The following is a 19,890-nucleotide window of genomic DNA, read 5'->3' as shown; positions in this document are numbered from 1 at the left end:
CCAAAGAGACTATATGGCCCTGGCCGCCAGCGAACGATCCAGCGCGATGGCGGACCACTTTCGACAGCGATGGGGGCTGTCTTTTCGCAGCTGATCCGCAAAAGACGTGCGACCAACAAGCCATTTTCTGGGGGCCTGAAGTGCTTTCGACCGTGCTGTCCGTGCGCACGGCTGTCCACTCAGCGGCGTCCAAACGGTACGACCTGGATTTCAGCAAACTAGCGGGTAGCGAGCTTCGTTGCGCGCCGGATGGATGGCATGCCGTTGTGGCGCTCGGAGGAGCGAAGCATCGCCTTTGGCTAGCAGAACTGCCACCGGTGGGCTCATCGGTTGCTGTCGACCTGCCGCTCGATCGCAATTTCGAGGTTCGTGTGCGGGCAGCTCATCGCCTTTGGCTGGCGCTCGAACGGCGGCCCATCGGACCACCCCCTCTGACGCTGCCACTCTTGACCGGTCATCGGCTCATCCTCGCCTTGCGTGCAGTCGATGGGTCCTTGGAAGGAAACAGCTATCGCGAAATTGCGCAAGGCCTATTCGGCAAGCATCGTATTCCCGATCGCGGCTGGAAAACAGACCATCTCCGCAGCCGGACCATTCGCCTGGTCCGGGCGGGGCTGCGTCTCATGCGAGGCGGCTATCGCGCATTGCTCCGTCGCAACCGCAAAGACAAGGGCGAGAGGCCTTGATGTTTTGGTTGATGGTGCGACCCTGATCTCACAAGACCATTGGCGGCGGCCGGTTTGAAGGCGGAAAGCGTTCTGCGGGGCGCGGTGAGCGTTTTGGACTGCGGGTTGGCCGCGGTACTCGCCTAAAAATGAGCCTCGCCGTCGATCGCGAACGTCTGCACGTGCAAATGGACCTGCTAGTATTATTCAAAGCATCGATCGAACTTCTGCTAAGACCGAATACGCGATTAGGCGGCTTCCGGAATTGCGGCCCTTTTGCAGAGCCGAGCGACCCATCGGCAAAAGGCACGAGCGATCTCGGGATTGTCACTTCGGTCCACCGCATAAGCCCGATACTGCATGCCGCTTGAAGTACGTGATCCTGGTATCACATGGAGCGCCCCTGTCCGCACGAGATCGCTGACAATAATTTCAGGCGCCACCAGCAGGCATTTTCCGGTCATTACGGCCGGCAAAGCAAGGTAATTATGATCGTATCGCGCCCCCGACTTGATCTCCCGTGCGGAAAGGTTCATGGCCCTAAGCCATGTTGGCAGTATGTCGGGCCGCGATGTGATGTTCAGAATTGGCATTGAATGGACAGTTGAGAGCGTTTTTCCCATGACATGATTTGGAGAACCTACGCATACGAGCGTCTCATTGTAGATCGCCCAATCGTCGGCCGGTTCAGCGATACAAAGATCGCGAGTGAGCAAGATGTCGAAATTGTCGGAGGATCTCGGCGGAGACAATGAACTGATCACGTCGACGACTACGCCGCCCATCTCAGCAGAGAACGCCTGGAGATTCGGAATCAGAAAGGAGTATGCGAAGGTGGAAAGAGACGTGTGGACCACGAGTCGATTGGCGTCCGTTCGGATCCTACGCCGCATCCTTTTCGCGGTGAAACACACTGTGTCAAGCGGTTCGGCAACCGCGTTCGCGAAGAGCCTTCCGAATTCAGTCAATTCGTTCCGCCGGCCTCGCCGTTGCACAAGATCGGTGCCAAAGTAGTCTTGTAACACAGCCAAATAACGGCTGACCGAGCTCTGTGTCGTTCCCAATGTGCTCGCTGCACGCGTTACGCTTCCCTCGCGCGCAATGGTCACAAACACCCGTATAGCATTGAGAGGCACTTCATTGTGTTCGGCAGGCATTTTCTGCTCCGGTAGTCCTGGAATGTCCGCTGATTGTCACGGCGGGCCATTGCCGGAAATGAATGCTCCATCACATTATTCGATGCGTGTAGCCGGATTGCCGCTTATGAACGATATCTCACGCGCAAAGTCCGCCTTCTTGCTACGGTTCGTGCGGTCTGGCACGCAACTACCGATTCCCGTCGACGGTTTTTTAAGAGGTGATCTCGAGGTGCCGCCAAGCGGGCTAACCGCTGATGGAGCAGTCGACATCGAGGGTCGTCTAGACGACAGGACCACATCTTAAGAGCGTTTAGAGTGCGCCGGAGCAGAGCGCGGTCCTGAGTTCGTTCAAATCTCGACAGCAGTATCAGTCGCAGCGTTCAGCGAAGGAAGCGAGCTTCAGCCGCCTTAACCTCTTGCATATTCTGGATTCTTAAGATCTCATCTACCGGCAGAATATCCTGCGTAGACGTTCTGGACGCCGCCGTCAGCGATGATCCGTCGGGACGTCTCCTGCATGGCGTTCGCAGCAGCACGGATGCCGTAATTGCCAAAGATCATCATGCTGACATTGCCCAACGTTTTGACCCGCTTGGACTCGAGGTCAGGGCGTTCGGCACGATCACCAGCGGCACCGCTTCCATCCAGGCGCGCGAAAAGCTTTCGATCTCGGAAGGATTCGTCACTTTCGAATGGATCAGGATCATGTCCGCGCCAGCCTCCGCGCGCGCCGGACGCAGGGCCTCCGCTTCGCCGAGGCTGGCAATCAAGGCTTCGGTGCGGGCGATGACGAGGAAATCAGGGTCCGATCTGGCCGTTATGGCGGCCTCGCCGATCACAACGGCGTTGGCGCCGGCCCGCTCATATTCCGTGATAGTGTGAATGACACTGATCGCATTGCCATAGCCCGCATCAATGTCCGCGACGATCGGCAGCCTCGTGCGTCCGGCGATCGCCCGCAGCATGTCCAGATGCTGTGTCATTGAGATGAGGCTCGTGTCCTGCAGCCCATAAGGCACAGACAGATCAAAGCCGGACGCCCACAGTCCGTCAAATCCGGCTTCTTCCCGCGAGAATCGCCGAAAATGGGCTGTGGGCGGCCATGATGTGGACCAGGCCAGTCTCGGCCATGCGGGCGCGCAGGCTTTTGGGCAGGGACATCAGATTGGCTTTCAGGACAGGGTCGCGCAGGCGGCGATGATTCGGTCGCAGGCCCGGTTGAGGTCCTCGAACGAGGAAGCATAGGAAATCCGGATATAGGGCGAGGCCATGAAGCTGCTGCCGGGCACGACAGCCACGGCGAAAGCGTCGAGCAAATACATCGCAAAGTCACTGTCTGTTTCGATCAGCTTGGCGTCCGGCGTGCGCTTGCCGATAACCCCCTTGCAGGACGGGAAAACATAAAAGGCACCGTCCGGCACACGGCAAGCAAGCCCCTTCGCCTGGTTTAGCTTGGCTACGACAAGGTCGCGGCGCTCCAAAAACGCGCGCACGAACTCTTTGAGATGGTCCCGCCTCCCTGACAGCGCCTCGAGCGCGGCATGTTGAGAAATCGAGCTGGTGTGCGAAGAAGTCTGGCCCTGGATGAGGTTCATGGCCTTGATTAGCGCCAGAGGTCCGGCACCATACCCGACGCGCCAACCGGTCATCGCGTCAGCTTTGGACACGCCGTTGACTGTTAAGGTGCGCTCGTAGAGATCCGGCGCGACTGCGGCCATTGTTGCGAAGTCGGCTCCGTAGGTGAGCTTTTCATAGATGTCGTCGGATAGCACATGCACATGGGTACGCTCGTGCAACACCGCAGCGAGGGCGAGCAAATCACCCCGGCTGTAGACTGCGCCGGTCGGATTGCATGGCGAATTCAACATCAACCATTTGGTGCGCGGCGTGATCGCCTTCTCCAGCGCCCGAGGGCGGAGCTTAAAGCCATCGAGTTCGCTGCAGGCGACGACCACCGGCTTGCCGCCGGCCAGCGCCACCATGTCGGGATAGGAGACCCAGCATGGCGTTGGGATCACAACCTCGTCGCCCGGATCGAGGCTAGCGAATAGTGCGTTGAACACGACCTGCTTGGCGCCGCAGCCCACCGTGATCTGGTCAATACCGTAATCGAGGCCATGATCGCGACGGAGGCTCTCGCCGATCGCTGCCCGCAGTGGCTTGATTCCGGCGACCGCCGTGTATCTTGTATTCCCGTCGCGGATGGCTCGGATGCCAGCTTCACAGATAGCGGACGGCGTGTCGAAATCCGGCTCACCCTGGCTAAGCGTAATCACGTCGGCGCCCTGATCGCGCAGCTCGGCGGCGCGAGCCGTCATGACCTTGGTTTGAGAGGGACGGACGAGTTTGAGCCGTTCTGAAACGAGAGACAAGACGCAATATCCTTCGATTTCGAATGAGCGGTTTCGTGGCGTCTACCCGAACGCGAACGACCAAACTAACCGAGTGATCGCAGCATTGGATAAAATCATCGTAGATTGCGATAAGTGTATCGCTTCTTCGTGCGGCTCTGTTGGGCCGTTCGCAGCGCGTTGCGTCTTCGCTCTCCCTCTTCATCAGACTGCGTTAGAAATGCCAACTATCGCATCTTCGCAAGCTTACATCGAATTATTCGATAGTGTCATCCTGCCGCAGCAGTTCAGGTTTTTAAGGTCGTACACAATCGCGGATATGCCTGATGACACAAGCGCCCAATTTCGGTGGTCCGCCAATGTCAGTGCCGATCTAAGAATTCCGGGGCGTGGCATCCGTAGGAATGGAAGTGGAACCGGAGGGGTGATGACCCATATCGAACTCACGTGACGGCAAGCCATCGCAGGCGCGGTTGCCGCAAGCGTGTTGGCCAGCACAGGCGCCGGTGCTGTGGAGGGTGAGCCTAAGACATTGACGCGTCGCCGCCTCAAGGTCGGCATGTCCGGATTTCCGCGATCGTTAGACCCGGTCATCGCGACCGATACTGCCATTCGCCGGACTATGCCGCAGCTTTTCGAAACGCTGATCACCTTCGACCATGCCCACGATATGGCGCTACGGCCCGGCTTGGCCGAGCGTTGAGAGCGGATCAATGCGCAGTTACTGCGGCTGTTCCTGCGCAAGGGAGTGGCTTTCCATGACGGAACGTCTTTGACCGCCGAAGATGTAGCCTTCAGTCTTGGTCCTGACCACCTGCTCGGACCTGGACGCCGCGGAATGTCCCAGGCGCTTCAGTCCCTTGATCGGCTCGAGAAAGTCGAAATCGTTGATCCTTTTATCGTCATTGCCAAGGGCGGCGACGCGCTCCTCGAGCAGCGTTTGGCTGCTTGGGGATCGGAGATCGTCAGTCAGCGCGCCTTCGTGGCGGCGGGCTCGTGGGAGCGGTGGACCACAGCCCCTGTTCGAAGCGGTCCTTACAAGCTCGTCGAAACGGCCTCAGGCGGGGAGATTTGCTGAGTCGATGCTTCTCGCGCAAGCCACAAGCTAATTCAGAAATACCAAAGCTTGGCAGATTCCTCAGGGCAAGCCGATCAGCCGATGGGCAGATTTTCGGCGCTCCTCTTGCCCGAACGACCGGCCATCAGCTCGTAGCTGACCCGCACGCCTTCCGCGAGATCAGTGTAGCCGGCCTTCTCGACCGCGCTGATGTGAACGAAGAGGCCAGCTCCCCCGTCTTCTGGCTGGTGAAGCCGTATCTCTTGGCCGCGTTGAACCACTTCACAGTCCCCAATGCCATTGCATTGTTTCCAAACTGAAGTTCCGCGATCTAATCGAAGAACTGCCTGACCATAAGGACGTCCGCGCGACCCCTCACGTTGAGCGCCCATCACGCGTCTACAACCGTTTACGCCCAGGACGGTTTCTGCGGGCCATCGGTCGTGGCGGCGCAGCCGGCAATGGCGGTCGCTCATCGCCAGCTGGCTCATCGGCCTGTGCCTCGGGCTGGCCTTGCGCCACAAATCGATCGAGCTTCTCAAGGGCCTCAAGGACCTTCCGTCCCTCCTCAGTGATGGTCCAGTATCCCACCTCGCGGTCGATGAGATTTTGTCCGAAGATGTCGAGGTTCGGCTCGCGGCTCGCGATGCGCTTCATGCGCGCTGGCCACTCGGGTCCGCTGGTGTAAAAGATGGCCAAGTGCTGTTTGACGACTTCAAGAGCGGCTCGGCCGCCCGGCTGGCCGGCAAGTATCTTCAGTATGGATAGCTGAAAGCTCACATGCGCACGCAAAGATTCAAGGAACTCCCGACGATACCGGCACTAGCCACGGCCGGGTAGCGTACATCAGCGCTTTCAAACGAAAACCTTGCCGGATAAAGCTAACGAGGCAGCACAGTACCGCATTCATATGCAGCCTTTCCTGGACAACCCTGCGCAAGGCCCAGGAAGGGGAAGTCACGATCGACGTCTATGGCTTCCTAACTTGTGCCACCAATGTCGAGAGCACTTCATTTTCCAAGGTGCCAAGACTGGGATCGAGGCCACGCAGCTCATCAATGTGATTGCATATCGATATCTGTGATCCAGTCGAGCAAACGAGTCAATCCCGCTAGGTCCTCCTAACGGATGAAATCACGCTCGCCATGTGGCGCACCGCCGCCCTCTCGCCGCTGAGCAGGCGATGCCGGTTGTCTTGTTTGCGACGTGCTGTCGATCTCCCGACAAGTCCGCTTGGAGAAGAGCGAGCATCTATTCATTCCGTCGCAGTTGGCAGGGCTTTGAAGAGTGAAATGGGCTTTGAAGAGCGAGATCCCATCGATTGCTCAGGAGTGCAGGGATGGCTTGTGGGATGATAAGTCTTCAATTCGTGGCATGGATCGGGTCCGACTTCGGGCCTAAATCGTTGGCATCAACGCAGTGGCCTGCGCATGAATCGCTCTATGATCGACCTGGCTCCATCCCGATGCGCGCCGTTTCCATTGCACGATTGCGGTGATTGGCCAATTCTGGCGCGGCATTTGCAACCTCTCCTTGGCGCTTATTGCATGCGAAAAGGGGCGCCGCGCTGGTCGAAGCCCAGCGGCCAAGCCGTGGTCCGTTTTTGCGTCTAAACGTGCGGTCGCACGAGGCTGCCCGCGAGCAGCATCGCAGGCTGACCGCGAATTCAAGTCAGAACGTAATACTCCCGTGACAGAAGCGGGATTTCGTTCGCCGAGGCAAACGGCGGCCTGATGATATGGACAAGATAGCCAAGACAAAGCCGGAATTAATCTGGCGACCAGAAGGGACGAGACGGGCAGCTATCCGTCGCTTCTCTATCGAGCTCGGCGAAACCGCGAAGCTCGCGTTGCCAATGGTGCTGACGCAGGTTGCGCAGGTTGCGATGATGACGACTGATCTTGCCTTCATCGGGCGTATCAGCGCTGAGGCGCTCGCCGCGGCAGCGCTGGCAGGCCGGCTCTATCTCATTAGCGTCACATTCGGCGTGGGACTACTAAGTGCCATTGCGCCTTTGGCGGCGCGGGCGTTTGGGGAAAATAATCTAGGCGCGGTACAGCGCTCGCTGCGCATGGGCCTATGGCTGGCCCTGATCCTGTCATTCCCGATCATTGCTGTGGCGCTGCGAGCAGAGCAAATACTGCTTGCCTTGGGCCAGACCCCAGATGTGGCGCAGCTCGCCCAGCAATACCTCTTCGGATTAGCCCTCGGCACGGCTCCGGCACTGGCGTTTTTGGCTATCCGCAATTTCATGGGTGGGGTCAATCGGCCACAGCCAGTCTTCTGGATTACGCTATCCGCCATCCCCCTCAATGCGTTGTTGGTCTATATTCTGGCCTATGGGAAGCTTGGGCTGCCCCGGTTGGAACTGTTCGGGGCAGGTCTTGCGACCACGCTGGTCAACTGCGGCATGTTTTTGGCGGGCTTGTGGTTCGCTGCACTGCGCCGGCCGTTCCGTGAGTACCATGTGCTTGCGGATCTCTGGCGTTTCGATTGGCGCGCAATGCGGCAGCTCATCGCATTTGGGACGCCGATCTCCATCGCTTCATTGATCGAGTCGGGACTTTTTGTAGCCACGTCGCTCGTTGCGGGCTCGATCAGCAACAGCGCACTGGCCGCTCACCAGATTGTTGTTCAGGTTTCCTCGACCCTGTTTATGATTTATCTCGGCATTGGGACGGCTGCTGCCATGCGCGTTGGCCATGCCGCCGGCCGCGACGACCGTGCAGGCGTCAAGCGGGCGAATCTGGCGGCGATGTTGCTCGGTATGGTCATAGCTACAACGCTAACGCTTACGTTGATCACCGTGCGTTTTGAGGTCGTGGAGCTGTTTCTGGGCAGAACGGCTCGCGATTCGGAGGCAACGATCAGCCTCGCTGCAACGCTCCTCATCGTCGGCGCAACCCTCTTTATCACTGACGCCGCCCAGTGCATTACGGCAGGCGGCCTGCGCGGGCTGAAGGACACGCGGGTGCCGCTGCTGTTTGCGACTATTGCTTGGTGGCCGATCGGCTTTTCCCTCAGCTATTGGCTCAGTCTGAAGATCGGTTTGGGGGCCGTCGGTATATGGATTGGCTTGTCGACCGGATTCACAATCTATGCGGCGATCCTCGTGCTGCGGTTCCGCCACTTAGCAAGTCGCCCTCTCTGAGGCGCGCGCATCACTGATGCCAGCGGCGACGATATGCCCGGGTGCTTGCCCGTGCGGTTGTGACCGGGGCGAACGCCCGGACTGAAAATTGAAGGTTTCGCGTCACGGCGCGACTGCAGGGATAACATAACAACGAAATAGTAACTCAACTAGCATCATATTTTTCGATCATTTCATTTCAAAAAACGATAGCCAAAGTGGTTAGCTCGTTCGAGTGCGAGTAGGAGTCCTCAAGGCGTCCCTGGCGATTTGCAGGCTTTCCAACTTGTCACTCCTGCCAGAATGGCTCAACGGGTCCCTCCCTTCGAGAGCAACGCCGGCAAAATCGAGCAGCCCAGCGGCGCGCACCGGGCGTCGATACGATCACGCTTAGTCAGGGCATATCAATTTTCGAGACGCCCACCGGTGTCTGCGAGCGCCACAGCTGTGAAATGCCAAGCACACGAGATGCATCGCATTCGCAGGAATCAAGCCGCCAGGCAAAACGATCTGCCGGCAGCATCGATCACGCTTGCTGGCTCAAGCGACGTCGACCAGATCAGGATCGGCTAGGGCGCGAGCAGGTTCTCCTGGACGCGGCATTTGCTACGCTTGCTTGCGGGGCCGTGCTATCGACGGCTTGCTGGACATCCTACCTGACGTCCTCGCCGGAATTGGGCGATCCTCGGGGCCTGTGATGATTTCCGTGTCTTCACGCTGTGCCCGCAGAGGTGCATCAGGCGATCATGATCAGACCAAACCACTGACGCCGCAGCCTCCGTTTTAGACAAGCCGGGCCGATCTACAGCTGAGGAGAGCTGCTGGCGCTCGCACGCCGCAATCCCGGCTCGGGAGCGGCCGTCGCGCTGGCCGGGCTTTGGTCAGCATGGCTGGGAGCGCCATACCCGCATTGCGCTCGTGCTAGCGATCAGCCTCGGCTCCAAGTCGATGGCGCTGGGCTGCGCCAGCCAGGTCCTGGTCGCTCCCAGTCTGCTACGTTCCAGTTAGACGAAAGTTTTACATGTTCGACCGACCGATCCGGAATCGGGTTCTCATCGTGCTGTTCGATGGGCTTCGACCCGATCTCGTCAAACCATCATTGACGCCGAATCTGGTCAGGCTGCAGCGCCGCGGTGCGGTGCTGGGCAGGCAGCGCACCGTCTCGCCCAGCGAAACACGAATAGCGCTCACGAGCCTCGTCACTGGCGCGACGCCGGATCGCCACGGCATCATTGAGATCAATATCTCGACAGGCAGTCGCCCATACCGCGCTGTGTCGACACGAGCGACGCGCGCCTGATCGAGCACCTTGATGCCGCGAGCGACGGCCATCTAGTCGGTGTGCCATCACTTGGTGAGATCCTCGCGGCGAACGGCAGGACCTTCTCAGTCCTCGCTTCCAACTCGGCGGGGGGCAACGCGCCTGCTGAATCATAAAGCTCGAAAGCTCGGACAAGTGACGCTCTCCGGCCACTTCCCTTGCATCGCGACCTCCGCCGAGATGCTCAGACGAGTGGAGACCCTGCTGGCGCCGACGCCTGCGCCGCCGCCCGCCGGCAACCCAGATCTTGCCTCTCAAGCCTTCCTGACTTCAGCGTTCCTCGACGTAATCTGGCCTCAAATTCGGCCCCGAGGTCGCAATCCTCTCCTTCCGCTGCTGGTCTCGTATATCTTTTCAACCGTACGAGGTACGTCCTGTCCATCATCGATGAAGATCTCTGCGAGCGCACGACCGGTCATCGTTGCCCGTCGCGAAAGGCCCAGAAGACCGAGCACTGTCGGCGCAATGTCGCAAATGCCTGAGGGAACTTGCGAGACGAAGTCGTTTTTCGATCAGCGGTCCCGCCAAAATGCCGACCGACGACATCTCGTTGGCATGCCACCCGCCGTGCACTCCGAAGCCGACCGCCCCATCCGCACTCAAGGTGCGGCCCATAACGCCAAATGGATCGAGACCATCCGACCGGAACGAGAACAGAATGTCCGCCGATAGGGCATGGTCGGCGAACACCAAATGGCGGGCAAAGCTGGCCGCTGCAATGCCATAGGCCGCGCCACCCGCGGTAAGCACCGGACCACACCAGGGCCGCTCGATCATCGATCCTACTGTGCGGCGGATAACGGCGTCCGATGGCTCGGCGGTAAATTGCTCCGACTTGGCCAAGTATGACGATGGCATCGATGCCGGCCGCCGGTGCCGGGCCGCAGCGCAGCCCGGCAGCCTCGAGCGTCTCAAATAGATCGGCCCGCGCATGCACCGTCACATGTCCATGATCGGAGGCGGCGATCAGGTGCACGCCAAGGGAGGCGCCCTCAGCCTTCTACCAATCGAGCACGCGGCGCAACTGCCGATCGACAAAGCTGATCGCTGCCATCGTCTTTGGCGCGCCAGTCCCACAATCGTGCGAGGAAATATCGGGCTTCCCGGTGCATACCGGCAGCACCTTCGTCGTGTGCAGGTCGGTGAGGCAGTCTATCTTGATTTTGCTGGCGTCGTGGGGCGTCCCAATAACTGACATAACTCAAGCTCGATCTGCGTCCCGCAAGCGCCGGTCTGCTGCCACCGATGGTGAAATTCGTCGAAAAATTCGATGGAGCGCCAAATTTAAGCGCTGGCTCGAGAGTCATTGCACTAATTCAAACCCCCATGTTTGCTACCACATACGAACAAATGCACCCATCTCCGTCGGGGACCGATTTATGTCGAAAGTTTCACCATTTCATTCAACGAAGCCTGGTGCGCGAAGCGTCTATCACGACAACGACAAGTGTACCGAGGGCAATAACATCGAACGGCAGAATCTCGCCTCCGGCACCGGAGGGCGGCCGCGCTGCGAACATTGCGTCCGCCTAGCCTAGTTCGCAGCTGCCGTGGCGGGTAAAACGAGCCCCGCCACGGGCCTGGGGCAGGAAAATATGTCAAGCTTGGGAGGGCAGCGTTCTTTGCTTCGTTCGCGTCGGCTTGGCCTCCGCGGTGTGCTCGCTGACTCAGTTCAAGTCAAACTCAAGCCGAGGTCACTGCAGATCTTTCCGATGGTCGATCGGTCGGCTTGATTGATTTTCAGGCAGCGCTTTCAAGTCGGCTTCATTGTGCCAGATGGGTGGCTCAGTTCTAATCTCAATTTCATTTGGCGAAGCGTTCTGGGCGGCTTTGCAGGGCTAGTAACGTAAGCGATTAGTGGCGCATTGTGCACAACCACTAGGACCACGTCCGAAATCGCTGTTTGTCGAGACGTCTCGCGATTGACGCTGCCGCACAGAAGCAGGTGGCCAGCCCAGGAATAGCAACCATATGGCCGCTGACGATCTTCCCTTTTCATCTACGGTCTCATCCGTTGTCGATGCCTTCTTGAAAAAGCTCGAGGACCAGAAAACCCTTTCGCGGGCGTCTTTGTCGGCGCTGCGAAAGGCACTGGCGGATCATCAATTGGACGCCGAGAGCCTACGGGCGGCCATTTTCAATGCTGCTGAGCCGACCAATGATCCAGATTGAAGAAATCGAAATTGTCGAGTTCCGTGGAATTCGTCATCTCAAGCGCTCGTTGGGCCGAAGGAGTTTTGGCATTGCCGGGCCGAACGGTACTGGCAAGAGCGGCATCGTGGATGCGATCGAATTTGCCCTCACCGGAAACATCACTCGTCTCGGCGGTGCGGGCACGGCGGAGCTGAGTGTCAAGGCGCACGCTCCACATGTCGACGCGAGCAAAAAGCCAGAAACCGCGCTCGTTCGCCTGCAGGTCTATGCGCCCGCTCTCAAAAAGAGCTTCATGATCGAGCGGAGCGTCAAGAATCCAGGCGCCGCGGTACTCAAGCCGAGCAGTGCTGAAACCAGGGCGCTTCTAGCGCAGCTCGAAACCCATCCTGAGTTTGCCCTGTCTCGTCGAGAAATCATCAAATATATTCTCGTTCCTGCAGGCAAACGATCACAATACGTCCAAGAGCTGCTGCGCCTTGATCAGCTCGAAAAGCTGCGGGTCTCACTCCAACGCGTCGCCAACGATGCAAAACGCGACCACGGAAGGGCCGAGGTGGAGGATCGGCGGACCAAGTCCGATTTCTTTCACCATCTCGGCATTGCCACTCCAAACAAAACTGATCTGCTTGCTTCTGTAAATGCTCGTCGAGCTGTGCTGAAGCTCGATCCTGTGGCGGACCTCGCGCCGGAAAATGCCTTGAAGGTAGGCATCAATCCAGATGCCGAGCACGAGGCGTCGCAGCCATTCTCCAAGCTCGGCGCCAAGAATGACCTTGCGAGCTTCCTGAAGAGGCTGGCTGTCTCGCAGGAAATAACCATAACTGGCGCAAAGTCGGATGCAGTCGCCGCTCTCGCCCAGCTCACGGACGATCCGGCCCTGTTAAGGGGTGTCAAGCAGCGCGCTTTGGTTGAGCGGGGTCTTGAGCTGGTCGAAGGAGACGCTTGTCCACTGTGCGACGGTCCCTGGGAGATGGCCCTCCTGGCAACACATCTTCAAGAGAAGATCGCAAAGGCAGATGCAGCCTCGACGGCATTGAAGCAACTGGCCCTGGCGATCGACCCCCTCGCGGCTCACCTGCGGGCGATGGCGCTTGACGCGGGCAAAGTGGCCGAATGGTGCGAAAAGGCCAGTCCTCCTATAGATGCCACGTCGCTGCGGTCCCACGCAAAGGCCCTCGACGGTGACCGCGACACACTAGACAAGGTCGTCCGGGACCCGGCAGCGTTCGCCCACGCGCTGCAAGCCCTTGGTCGACTGGGGGCATCGCCCGCGGTCGAGTTGCTTCAGCCCGCCGATCGTCTGGCGGCCTATATCGAAACGCTCTCCGACCCTTCAAAGGAGCAAGAAGCCAAGGAATTCTTGATCGTCGCCCAGGAGAAATACGATCAATGCCGTGGGACGCAGCAGACCCTCAATATCGCGGCCCAGCAGGCCGAAACAGCTTCTGCGGTGTTTAGCCACTACGGTACGGTCAGCACCGCAATGTTGGAAGGCATCTACGACAAGGTGCAGAAGGACTTCACCGAATACTACAGTTTCATCAACCGCGACGATGAGGCCAATTTCGAGGGCAAGCTCTCTGCATCATTCGGCAAACTGGCCTTCGATGTCGACTTTTACGGACGAGGCAGATTTCCTCCCGGGGCCTACCACAGCGAGGGCCATCAGGATGGCATGGGGCTTTGCCTCTATCTTGCACTGGTGAAGCACACGCTCGGCGATGGATTTACGCTTGCCGTCCTCGACGATGTGCTGATGTCGGTCGACGCCGGCCATCGTCGTGAGGTTTGCGCGCTCCTGAAGCAGAAATTTCCAAACACGCAGTTTGTCCTGACCACTCACGACGGCGTGTGGCTCAAGTTCATGCAGAGCGAAAAGCTGGTTCAGAGCACTCTTAGCTTTGGCGGCTGGACGGTCGACAGTGGCCCACAGGTCTGGAACGAGGGTCACGTCTGGACGCAGATCCAGAAACACCTCGCCAATGACAATGTATTTTTGGCGGCAGGGACTTTGCGACGCTATCTGGAGTTCACCTCGACGATCCTTGCGGATAATCTGCGCGCTCGCATCGAATATCATGGAAACGGACAATACGACCTGGGCGATCTCTGGCCCGGGGTGTTAGCCGCATGGAAGGCCCGTCTCAAAGAGGCGCGCGACTCCGCCTCCTCGTGGGGGAAAAATATTCAGGATGCCGAAGCGCTCCAGATAGAATCCAAAAAGCGGGTGGCGGCGACAAAGTCCGAAGAGTGGATGATCAACAAGGCGGTTCACTACAACGCCTGGGCGGACCTGCAATCGAAGGAATTCGCTGCGGTCGTGAGTTCGTTTCAACAATTGCTTCAACTGATGCAGTGCCCCAACACCGATTGCGGCGAATTCCTCTGCGTTTCGCCTATCAAGGGTGACAAGGAAGTGCTCCGCTGCAGTTGCAGCGCTGTCAGTCTCAACCTCGTCCCGAAGAAGAACTGATGCTCCTCGCCCGGCCCAGACCGTCGCTGACGCGTGTATGTGAACCTGTGGCCACGCACCCTCGAGGCCGGATCATGCGGTGAAGTTGGTCCGCTCGTCGCCCCGCGCGGGCTCTGAATCGACCGGCAGCGCCGATGACGGATCGCGATGATCGCGCATTCATTGTGGCTTGACACCGCTATGATGATGGGCGCTGCACCTGGGGTTGGTGCCGACGATAATGGCCGCAGGGGTTCAGGATCAGGCCGCACGCCGGTCGGCGGCCGGCTTCTGCGGGCAGAAGGCCACTGAATCGCGAACAGTGCATTCGCCGGACCGGCTGTCTTCGAAGCGATAAGCCGGCACCGGAGGACCGCTGCGACCAAAGGTTCCGGCTTGCGGGTCTCGTTGCCGCTTACCTATCATCTTATACGCCCGTGCTCCGGTCTGAACCCGATTGTGACAGAGTTCCCGGACATGGACTTGATGCCTTTGAGAGATGCGTCACGCGAAGCGTAGTGGCGGACCAAGTTGGTCAGGAGGTGCGGGCTCCAGCCGGGATGGCGATCTTCAGCGGCGCGCGCCAGTCCGCGTGCAATGGCGTAACTGGTCATCAGAGAGCCCGACGACGGTCCTGCCGTGTAGCTCACGCATCATTTCAGGGCGTCACAGCCTAGACTATGATTCGGACCGGGAGTGCGGAATAACCGTGCACGAAGTTCGATGCAACGCGCTCCGGATCGCCAACGACCTCGACCTCCATGCGCTTATTCAGTATCTCCTCCCAGAGGATTTTAAGCTGCAGCCGCGCGAGATGTCGACCAAGGCAACGATGGATGCCGTATCCGAACGAGAGATGTTGGTGCACGTTCTTGCGATCGATCGTAAATTTGTTGGCGTCCTCGATGACCTCATCGTCTCGGTTGCCAGAGATGTACCACATTACAACCTTGTCGCCTCGCCTGATTTGTTTGCCTCCCATGATAATGTCCGCGGTGGCGTTGCGGCGCATATGTGCGATGGGCGTTTGGTACCGAATAATCTCGGACACAGCGCTCGACACCAAGGCGGGATTATCTCGTAGCTTTCGTAGCTCGGAGGGGTGCTGGTTCATGAACAGCAGGCCACCGGTGATCGAATTGCGCGTGGTGTCGTTGCCCCCTACGATCAGTAGAATGAGATTGCCAAGAAACTCACGTGGCTCCATATGCCGAGTCCCGGACGAGTGCGCCATCATCGAAATGAGATCAAGTCGTGGCTCGGCATTTATCCGCTCCCGCCAAAGCCGAGTAAAATATGTCAAGCACTCGGACAGGATTGCGCTTCGCTTGCCCCAGCTGTCGATCGCCTGCCCAACCGTCGGCGCTGCAACGGCTACGTCCGACCAGTGCGTTAGGAGCCGGCGATCCGCGAACGGAAAGTCGAAAAGTGTGGCCAGCATCTGCGTCGTCAACTCGATCGAGACCATATCGACCCAGTTGAAGGCTTCATTGCGCGGCAGGGCATCAAGGATTGTTCTAGCGCGAGTGCGGATTAATCCCTCGAGTTTTTCCAAATTGTCCGGTGCGAGTATCGGACTTACGGTGTTGCGCTGCGCGGCATGTTTGGGAGGACCTGCCTTGATAAAACTCGGTGTCCAATGTTCCTCGGGCACGTCGAGGATCGTGACACCTTGCTCTGACGAGAATATTTTATGATTTGTATCGACGGCCACGATATCGCGGTATCTCGTTATCGACCAATATGGTCCGTATGGGCTGTCTTGGCAGTGGTGAACGGGATCTTCCCTTCGCAGCCGCTCGAAGCAGGGCCATAAGCTATCATCTTGAAATCGTCTAGGTTCGCTTACATCTAGATCTCTCAACGGGATGCCGGCACATCTTCGCCTCCGCGCACGTTAAAGGGCGTTTTCATGACCGTGTCCTTTGGCCGTTTCTCTTTGAAGAACCCGATCTCGACAGGTCGTAACCGCATGGAGTGCGTGCCGAGTGCTTCAGCTGGGAAGAGCTTCTCGCCGAAGCGGCAAAGAATACTCGAAAAACTGAGCGGCGCCCCCTGCCAGTTCCGGCAGGAGCGAGATCGCCGCCACTTTGTCTATGCGAGCGGAACGCCGCCAGATAAGTCGGCCACGTCTCATTGCGGAAGGGTCGCGGCGGCCCGCTTGAATTGTGGCCGCTGCGAAATAAGGCCTGACTTCGGCATGCTCAATCTGAACAACGCGATCGGGCAGGGGACCGACGCGGTGGTCGGGGTCGCGCGTTCAATCAAACAGAAGATGGAGATGTTTGGACCGCGCTTGGGCAATGTTCCAGCGGCATGTCAAAGACCAAAGCAACAATTCCTTCGGCGCTTTGCGCGCCGTCAAATAGCCAACTGATCCGATCCAAGCACGGCCTTGGCCGCAGCGGCTTCACCATTTACTATCCTCGCCGCTGGTGCTGCTAGGAACGTGCTCCCACTTTACTTCCTTGATAAACGGCATCGTCTAGCTCGCTCGTGTGGTCAGGCGTGTGACGGGGCTCCCGATCTGTGCCAGGAGCTCGTCAATAGTTAGGCACGGCGCCTCTGGCGCGACGCTCTGCGCTTCTCCGGCAGTACAGGGATCGGAACGTGCGGAAGTGAAAAGACGCCCCCGCCCGCCAGCCCGCCCTACACCGGGGAGGTGATGCATGCGCTGTTGCTGGAACACGTGACTGGCAAGCGTGCTCGCACATCGTGGCGGTCGGCCGCTTGGAACGGATTCCTGGGTTGAAGCATACCGGAAAAGACAACCACGCCTGGTTGTTCAATGGCGAGACGATTTTCTGCCTGGCGTCGGGCCCGAGCCTCATGGCGGAGATCTGCCAGCGTGTGCGCGGCCGGCGGTCGATCGCCATCAACTTGTCGGCCGTGCTGGCGCCCTGGGCGAGCGTGCTGTTCTTCACGGATTCCGGCTGGTACGAGCCGCGGCGCCAGCTGGTGGCGAACTGGGATGGCCTGGCGATCGCGCTCGGCGCGACGCGGGTAGGACCGGGAGCACTGCCACGACGAGTACAAGGGCTCGGCCCGCGATTCCGAGATCTATTAGCGCGAATTCGTTCCGGGCTTTGCAGGCTGGGACGAGGCCGCACGCGCCGTCGGCGTCGAAGTCATCAACGCGACTGAAGCAGCGCGCTGAAGGAGTTTCGGTTTGCGTCGCTCAACGACATCCTGAGATCGACCGCTTAAGATGACGCAGCAAAATTTAAACATCGGGCTCTCCCGCGAGCAGATCCGGGCGGCAGTGCAGGCCGACTTCGTGGAGCTCTATGCCGCTTTGAATTCCGAGTACGGTACCAACCTGGTGCCGCGGCTTCTGAACAGCGGGCTTTCTGACAGCCAGGTGCTGGACTTTACGCGGGCCAATTTTGCGGACCTCTATGCTGCGGTGAAGGCGCAGGGGCTCACCGGAGTTCCTGTCTTCGTGCCGGCCTATGCGATCGTGGCCAGCGGCTTGCTGCTGCCGGTCGCGCGCTATCTAAATGCCGGGCTCTCAAGCGATCAGTTGCGCGCCGCGACGCAGGCGAACTTCACTGACCTGTACACACTCCTTGGGGGAGTGAACGCCTACAATCCCGTAGTGGCGCTCGGCTATGATCTGCTTGCATGGTGGACGCTGACGCGCACTATTGGGTCGCGAACGGCGGCATGACGATTGCGACGGGGGTTTCTTCTTGGCGGGACATCGTCGCTGGATGCAGCGCGGTTCAAGCTTCGGGGGCAGCGCAGCCGGTGTTTTCCAGCACTTCGTTCAACGGTTCCCCGGGTTTAACCTCTGACGGTATCGACGACTGTCTGGCGTGCACAGACGCCGCGCTGCTCACCGGCCTGCCGGCAGGGGACGCGGGCGGCGAATTGTGGTCGCTGGCGCAGAACGACAATCTTGTGGCCGGCGCAACGTTTTTCGATCTGTTCGGCTATGCCAACGCGTCTCAAAGCGACGCTCGCACGATCGGAAGGATCGCCACGCCAGTCTACGGCCGAACGGTTTTCGGAACCGGCGGCGGCAACGTCTCTGTCGGCGGCGCCACGCTATTCTCAGGACCGGGTGATCAGAGGGGCCTATAGCTCCGCTGGCACTGTGCTGTTCATGGACGGAGCGCAGGAAGGGAGCTTGCCCGGGACGCCCGCAACGGCGGCAGCCCGCGTCGCTCTGTTTGCTCGCGCGCTCGCCACTCCGTCAAACTATTGGACCGGGATCGGAGCGGCCTTACTTATCACCAAGCCACTGAGTGCCACCAAACCAGCGGTCCTGGCCTCCTATCTCATGTCGCGAAGGAACCCCTGATCATGACCGCTCACTATGGTGTCACTCTTATTTCTGCTGCGAACAAGAACGCAATCAACGTCGTGCTCGCCCTTTGGGTAGGAGACAATCCGGCCGTCTCGCAGAATGTCAGCCAGCCGACGAATCAAAGCGGCGACATCGGCGATGCGGCAACGTACTGGTTTGGCGGTCGTCCCTACGACGGCGGCGAACTCTCGGTAATTCAGAGTTTGCCAGGCAATATGCCAGTTGCGACCTGGCCTGTGCAGGGGGTGGCTGGGCCAGTCAGTGAAGCAGAAGCTATCGCGGCAGCGGCAGCTCTGATCGTAACCATGACGACGCGAGACAGCTACACGACGCAACAGGCTCAAGAGACACTGGCCGCCTCGTTGAGCGCTTTGGGCCTGAGGCGAGCTGAATCGAAGAGCTAGTTTGACTATTCGTGCATCGTCCATCGCGCGTCACGTCGCTTAAGCGGGTATGGCGTCGAAGTCGATGCGCCCGAACCGGTTCGGTTGATCTTTGATATCCGACCAGTTGAAGTTGTAGATTTCATCTTCGGCCCAGTCGGTGGGATAGTTGACTCTGAATAGCTCGCCGATCGAAGCGCGCATCGGCTGATAGCCGTTGGACCAAACAATTGCTGGTGTGCCAGCGCCGAAATCGTGTGCACCAAACTGAGACGTGACGATCACCAGCAGACCGGCGACGGAAAGGATCAGATTCTTCAAATTAGCCTTCTTGAAAGCATCGTGCCTATCATGCTTGCTGGTGTTGTAATCTTGGTACCAGGAAATTGGGGCGCCCTTTCCGTGGGACTCGGAAGTCCACGTAGAGGTCGCCACTGTTCGAAAGGTCGCAAGGTCGGCGGCGAACCGCTCCAAATAGGTAACATGGACGACAGGTGGTGTGTAGCATCTACCCTTCGAGAGTCGACCATATTCAATTGCCGGCCGCTGCGGCTGCAATTGTTCTCGGCTAGGATCACCTTGAAATTTGCTTCAATCTCGATGCAGGTCCGCATGAAGAGCGAGTGGATCCGGAACGAGTAGGCGCTCATGCACTCGGCGCTTGGTTCGACGTATTCGAATATTGAACGAAGATCGTGCCTGGATCAGTGTCAGTGCACGAACATAATGTTCGGCGTCTCTCGCGTAGTCGCGATCGAGGATGTAGGCCAAGCTGCTGTAACCCGAGTTCGGTCCATCTGCGATTCCTCGAAAATTCCGGTGAAAGGGCTTTGCAACAGGCATCTGGCCTCTCCTGAGTGCTTGATCCTACGAGCCCTGAGCAAGCTGTGTCCACTCCCTTCTGGACAGTGCCTTTCCGAGAACAA

Annotated in this window: 20 protein-coding genes and 1 pseudogene; 13 read left to right on the top strand and 8 right to left on the bottom strand. The window is 58.8% G+C overall.

The genetic code is table 11. From position 1 onward, the window contains the following. Positions 1-140: 140 nt before the first annotated feature. Positions 141-686, top strand: a complete 546-nt coding sequence (locus IVB07_RS31610; protein ID WP_247766857.1) for a DUF2285 domain-containing protein — start codon at positions 141-143, stop codon at positions 684-686. A gap of 227 nt (positions 687-913) precedes the next feature. Here the strand turns inward: IVB07_RS31610 and IVB07_RS31605 are convergent, their stop codons facing one another. The 3 genes from IVB07_RS31605 to IVB07_RS31595 all read right to left on the bottom strand — a co-directional run bounded on the left by IVB07_RS31605 (position 914) and on the right by IVB07_RS31595 (position 4,176). Continuing rightward, a complete protein-coding gene (locus tag IVB07_RS31605) occupies positions 914-1,822 on the bottom strand; it encodes a LysR family transcriptional regulator (protein ID WP_247766856.1) in 909 nt (302 codons plus the stop codon). A 542-nt stretch (positions 1,823-2,364) separates the two neighbouring features. Continuing rightward, positions 2,365-2,823, bottom strand: a complete 459-nt coding sequence (locus tag IVB07_RS31600; RefSeq protein WP_247766855.1) for an isocitrate lyase/phosphoenolpyruvate mutase family protein — start codon at positions 2,821-2,823, stop codon at positions 2,365-2,367. A 153-nt stretch (positions 2,824-2,976) separates the two neighbouring features. Beyond that, a complete protein-coding gene (locus tag IVB07_RS31595; RefSeq protein WP_247766854.1) occupies positions 2,977-4,176 on the bottom strand; it encodes a pyridoxal phosphate-dependent aminotransferase in 1,200 nt (399 codons plus the stop codon). A gap of 511 nt (positions 4,177-4,687) precedes the next feature. On the opposite strand from IVB07_RS31595, the gene IVB07_RS31590 reads away from it, so the two are divergent. Together IVB07_RS31590 and IVB07_RS31585 are read left to right on the top strand one after the other, a co-directional pair. Further along, positions 4,688-4,858 carry a hypothetical protein gene (locus IVB07_RS31590; RefSeq protein WP_247766853.1) on the top strand — a complete coding sequence of 57 codons (171 nt, stop codon included), beginning with the start codon at positions 4,688-4,690 and terminating at the stop codon, positions 4,856-4,858. Between the two features lie 6 nt (positions 4,859-4,864). Continuing rightward, the gene (locus IVB07_RS31585; protein WP_346658857.1) at positions 4,865-5,233 is read left to right on the top strand and encodes an ABC transporter substrate-binding protein; all 369 of its coding nucleotides are present in this window, start codon (positions 4,865-4,867) and stop codon (positions 5,231-5,233) included. A 74-nt stretch (positions 5,234-5,307) separates the two neighbouring features. Here IVB07_RS31585 and IVB07_RS31580 read toward each other — a convergent pair. Continuing rightward, positions 5,308-5,513: pseudogene (locus IVB07_RS31580) on the bottom strand (cold-shock protein). 98 nt (positions 5,514-5,611) lie between these two features. Then, a complete protein-coding gene (locus tag IVB07_RS31575) occupies positions 5,612-5,869 on the bottom strand; it encodes a hypothetical protein (RefSeq protein WP_247766851.1) in 258 nt (85 codons plus the stop codon). 1,081 nt (positions 5,870-6,950) lie between these two features. On the opposite strand from IVB07_RS31575, the gene IVB07_RS31570 reads away from it, so the two are divergent. Together IVB07_RS31570 and IVB07_RS31565 are read left to right on the top strand one after the other, a co-directional pair. Beyond that, the gene (locus IVB07_RS31570; RefSeq protein ID WP_247370294.1) at positions 6,951-8,363 is read left to right on the top strand and encodes an MATE family efflux transporter; all 1,413 of its coding nucleotides are present in this window, start codon (positions 6,951-6,953) and stop codon (positions 8,361-8,363) included. Positions 8,364-9,363: 1,000 nt separating this feature from the next. After that, positions 9,364-9,642 (top strand): alkaline phosphatase family protein, encoded by a 279-nt coding sequence (locus tag IVB07_RS31565; RefSeq protein WP_247400753.1) that lies wholly within the window; start codon positions 9,364-9,366, stop codon positions 9,640-9,642. A gap of 402 nt (positions 9,643-10,044) precedes the next feature. Here the strand turns inward: IVB07_RS31565 and IVB07_RS31560 are convergent, their stop codons facing one another. After that, positions 10,045-10,506, bottom strand: a complete 462-nt coding sequence (locus IVB07_RS31560) for a hypothetical protein (RefSeq protein WP_247766850.1) — start codon at positions 10,504-10,506, stop codon at positions 10,045-10,047. A 100-nt stretch (positions 10,507-10,606) separates the two neighbouring features. On the opposite strand from IVB07_RS31560, the gene IVB07_RS31555 reads away from it, so the two are divergent. The 3 genes from IVB07_RS31555 (at position 10,607) to IVB07_RS31545 (ending at position 14,290) form a co-directional block, all read left to right on the top strand. Further along, positions 10,607-10,858 carry a hypothetical protein gene (locus IVB07_RS31555; RefSeq protein WP_247410954.1) on the top strand — a complete coding sequence of 84 codons (252 nt, stop codon included), beginning with the start codon at positions 10,607-10,609 and terminating at the stop codon, positions 10,856-10,858. A 776-nt stretch (positions 10,859-11,634) separates the two neighbouring features. Next, positions 11,635-11,835, top strand: coding sequence for a hypothetical protein (locus tag IVB07_RS31550; protein ID WP_247284198.1), 201 nt, complete (start codon positions 11,635-11,637; stop codon positions 11,833-11,835). Beyond that, positions 11,822-14,290: an ATP-binding protein gene (locus tag IVB07_RS31545; RefSeq protein WP_247766849.1), complete on the top strand. Its 2,469-nt coding sequence runs from the start codon at positions 11,822-11,824 to the stop codon at positions 14,288-14,290. Before IVB07_RS31550 ends, IVB07_RS31545 begins: the two co-directional genes overlap by 14 nt. Positions 14,291-14,942: 652 nt before the next feature. Here IVB07_RS31545 and IVB07_RS31540 read toward each other — a convergent pair. Further along, positions 14,943-16,139 carry a cytochrome P450 gene (locus tag IVB07_RS31540; RefSeq protein ID WP_247767818.1) on the bottom strand — a complete coding sequence of 399 codons (1,197 nt, stop codon included), beginning with the start codon at positions 16,137-16,139 and terminating at the stop codon, positions 14,943-14,945. A 42-nt stretch (positions 16,140-16,181) separates the two neighbouring features. On the opposite strand from IVB07_RS31540, the gene IVB07_RS31535 reads away from it, so the two are divergent. From IVB07_RS31535 to IVB07_RS31515, 5 genes are all read left to right on the top strand, one after another. Further along, complete coding sequence (locus tag IVB07_RS31535; RefSeq protein WP_247766848.1) at positions 16,182-16,646, top strand: hypothetical protein; 465 nt, start codon at positions 16,182-16,184, stop codon at positions 16,644-16,646. A gap of 371 nt (positions 16,647-17,017) precedes the next feature. After that, entirely contained in the window at positions 17,018-17,413 is a 396-nt protein-coding gene (locus IVB07_RS31530; RefSeq protein WP_247766847.1) for a hypothetical protein, read from the top strand. Between the two features lie 64 nt (positions 17,414-17,477). Then, positions 17,478-17,939 carry a hypothetical protein gene (locus tag IVB07_RS31525; protein ID WP_247400759.1) on the top strand — a complete coding sequence of 154 codons (462 nt, stop codon included), beginning with the start codon at positions 17,478-17,480 and terminating at the stop codon, positions 17,937-17,939. Then, positions 17,936-18,355: a hypothetical protein gene (locus tag IVB07_RS31520; RefSeq protein WP_247766846.1), complete on the top strand. Its 420-nt coding sequence runs from the start codon at positions 17,936-17,938 to the stop codon at positions 18,353-18,355. Before IVB07_RS31525 ends, IVB07_RS31520 begins: the two co-directional genes overlap by 4 nt. Positions 18,356-18,577: 222 nt before the next feature. Further along, positions 18,578-18,985, top strand: a complete 408-nt coding sequence (locus tag IVB07_RS31515) for a hypothetical protein (protein WP_247284166.1) — start codon at positions 18,578-18,580, stop codon at positions 18,983-18,985. 39 nt (positions 18,986-19,024) lie between these two features. Here IVB07_RS31515 and IVB07_RS31510 read toward each other — a convergent pair whose 3' ends face one another. Then, entirely contained in the window at positions 19,025-19,285 is a 261-nt protein-coding gene (locus tag IVB07_RS31510; RefSeq protein ID WP_247766845.1) for a hypothetical protein, read from the bottom strand. Positions 19,286-19,890: the final 605 nt, after the last annotated feature.

Origin of the sequence: Bradyrhizobium sp. 172, from assembly GCF_023101065.1 — a bacterium.
GTDB lineage: Bacteria > Pseudomonadota > Alphaproteobacteria > Rhizobiales > Xanthobacteraceae > Bradyrhizobium > Bradyrhizobium canariense_D.
The sequence above is the reverse complement of the archived record's forward strand: the minus strand, read 5'-3'. Positions and strand labels throughout refer to the sequence as shown.

Excerpts from the sequence above, each read along its gene's own strand:
- IVB07_RS31515 (WP_247284166.1), top strand. The coding sequence starts at position 18,578 with ATGACCGCTCACTATGGTGTCACTCTTATTTCTGCTGCGAACAAGAAC.
- IVB07_RS31535 (WP_247766848.1), top strand. The coding sequence starts at position 16,182 with ATGACCGTGTCCTTTGGCCGTTTCTCTTTGAAGAACCCGATCTCGACA.
- IVB07_RS31565 (WP_247400753.1), top strand. The coding sequence starts at position 9,364 with ATGTTCGACCGACCGATCCGGAATCGGGTTCTCATCGTGCTGTTCGAT.
- IVB07_RS31545 (WP_247766849.1), top strand. The coding sequence starts at position 11,822 with ATGATCCAGATTGAAGAAATCGAAATTGTCGAGTTCCGTGGAATTCGT.
- IVB07_RS31570 (WP_247370294.1), top strand. The coding sequence starts at position 6,951 with ATGGACAAGATAGCCAAGACAAAGCCGGAATTAATCTGGCGACCAGAA.
- IVB07_RS31575 (WP_247766851.1), bottom strand. The coding sequence starts at position 5,869 with ATGAAGCGCATCGCGAGCCGCGAGCCGAACCTCGACATCTTCGGACAA.
- IVB07_RS31605 (WP_247766856.1), bottom strand. The coding sequence starts at position 1,822 with ATGCCTGCCGAACACAATGAAGTGCCTCTCAATGCTATACGGGTGTTT.
- IVB07_RS31525 (WP_247400759.1), top strand. The coding sequence starts at position 17,478 with ATGACGCAGCAAAATTTAAACATCGGGCTCTCCCGCGAGCAGATCCGG.
- IVB07_RS31550 (WP_247284198.1), top strand. The coding sequence starts at position 11,635 with ATGGCCGCTGACGATCTTCCCTTTTCATCTACGGTCTCATCCGTTGTC.
- IVB07_RS31555 (WP_247410954.1), top strand. The coding sequence starts at position 10,607 with ATGTCCATGATCGGAGGCGGCGATCAGGTGCACGCCAAGGGAGGCGCC.
- IVB07_RS31520 (WP_247766846.1), top strand. The coding sequence starts at position 17,936 with ATGACGATTGCGACGGGGGTTTCTTCTTGGCGGGACATCGTCGCTGGA.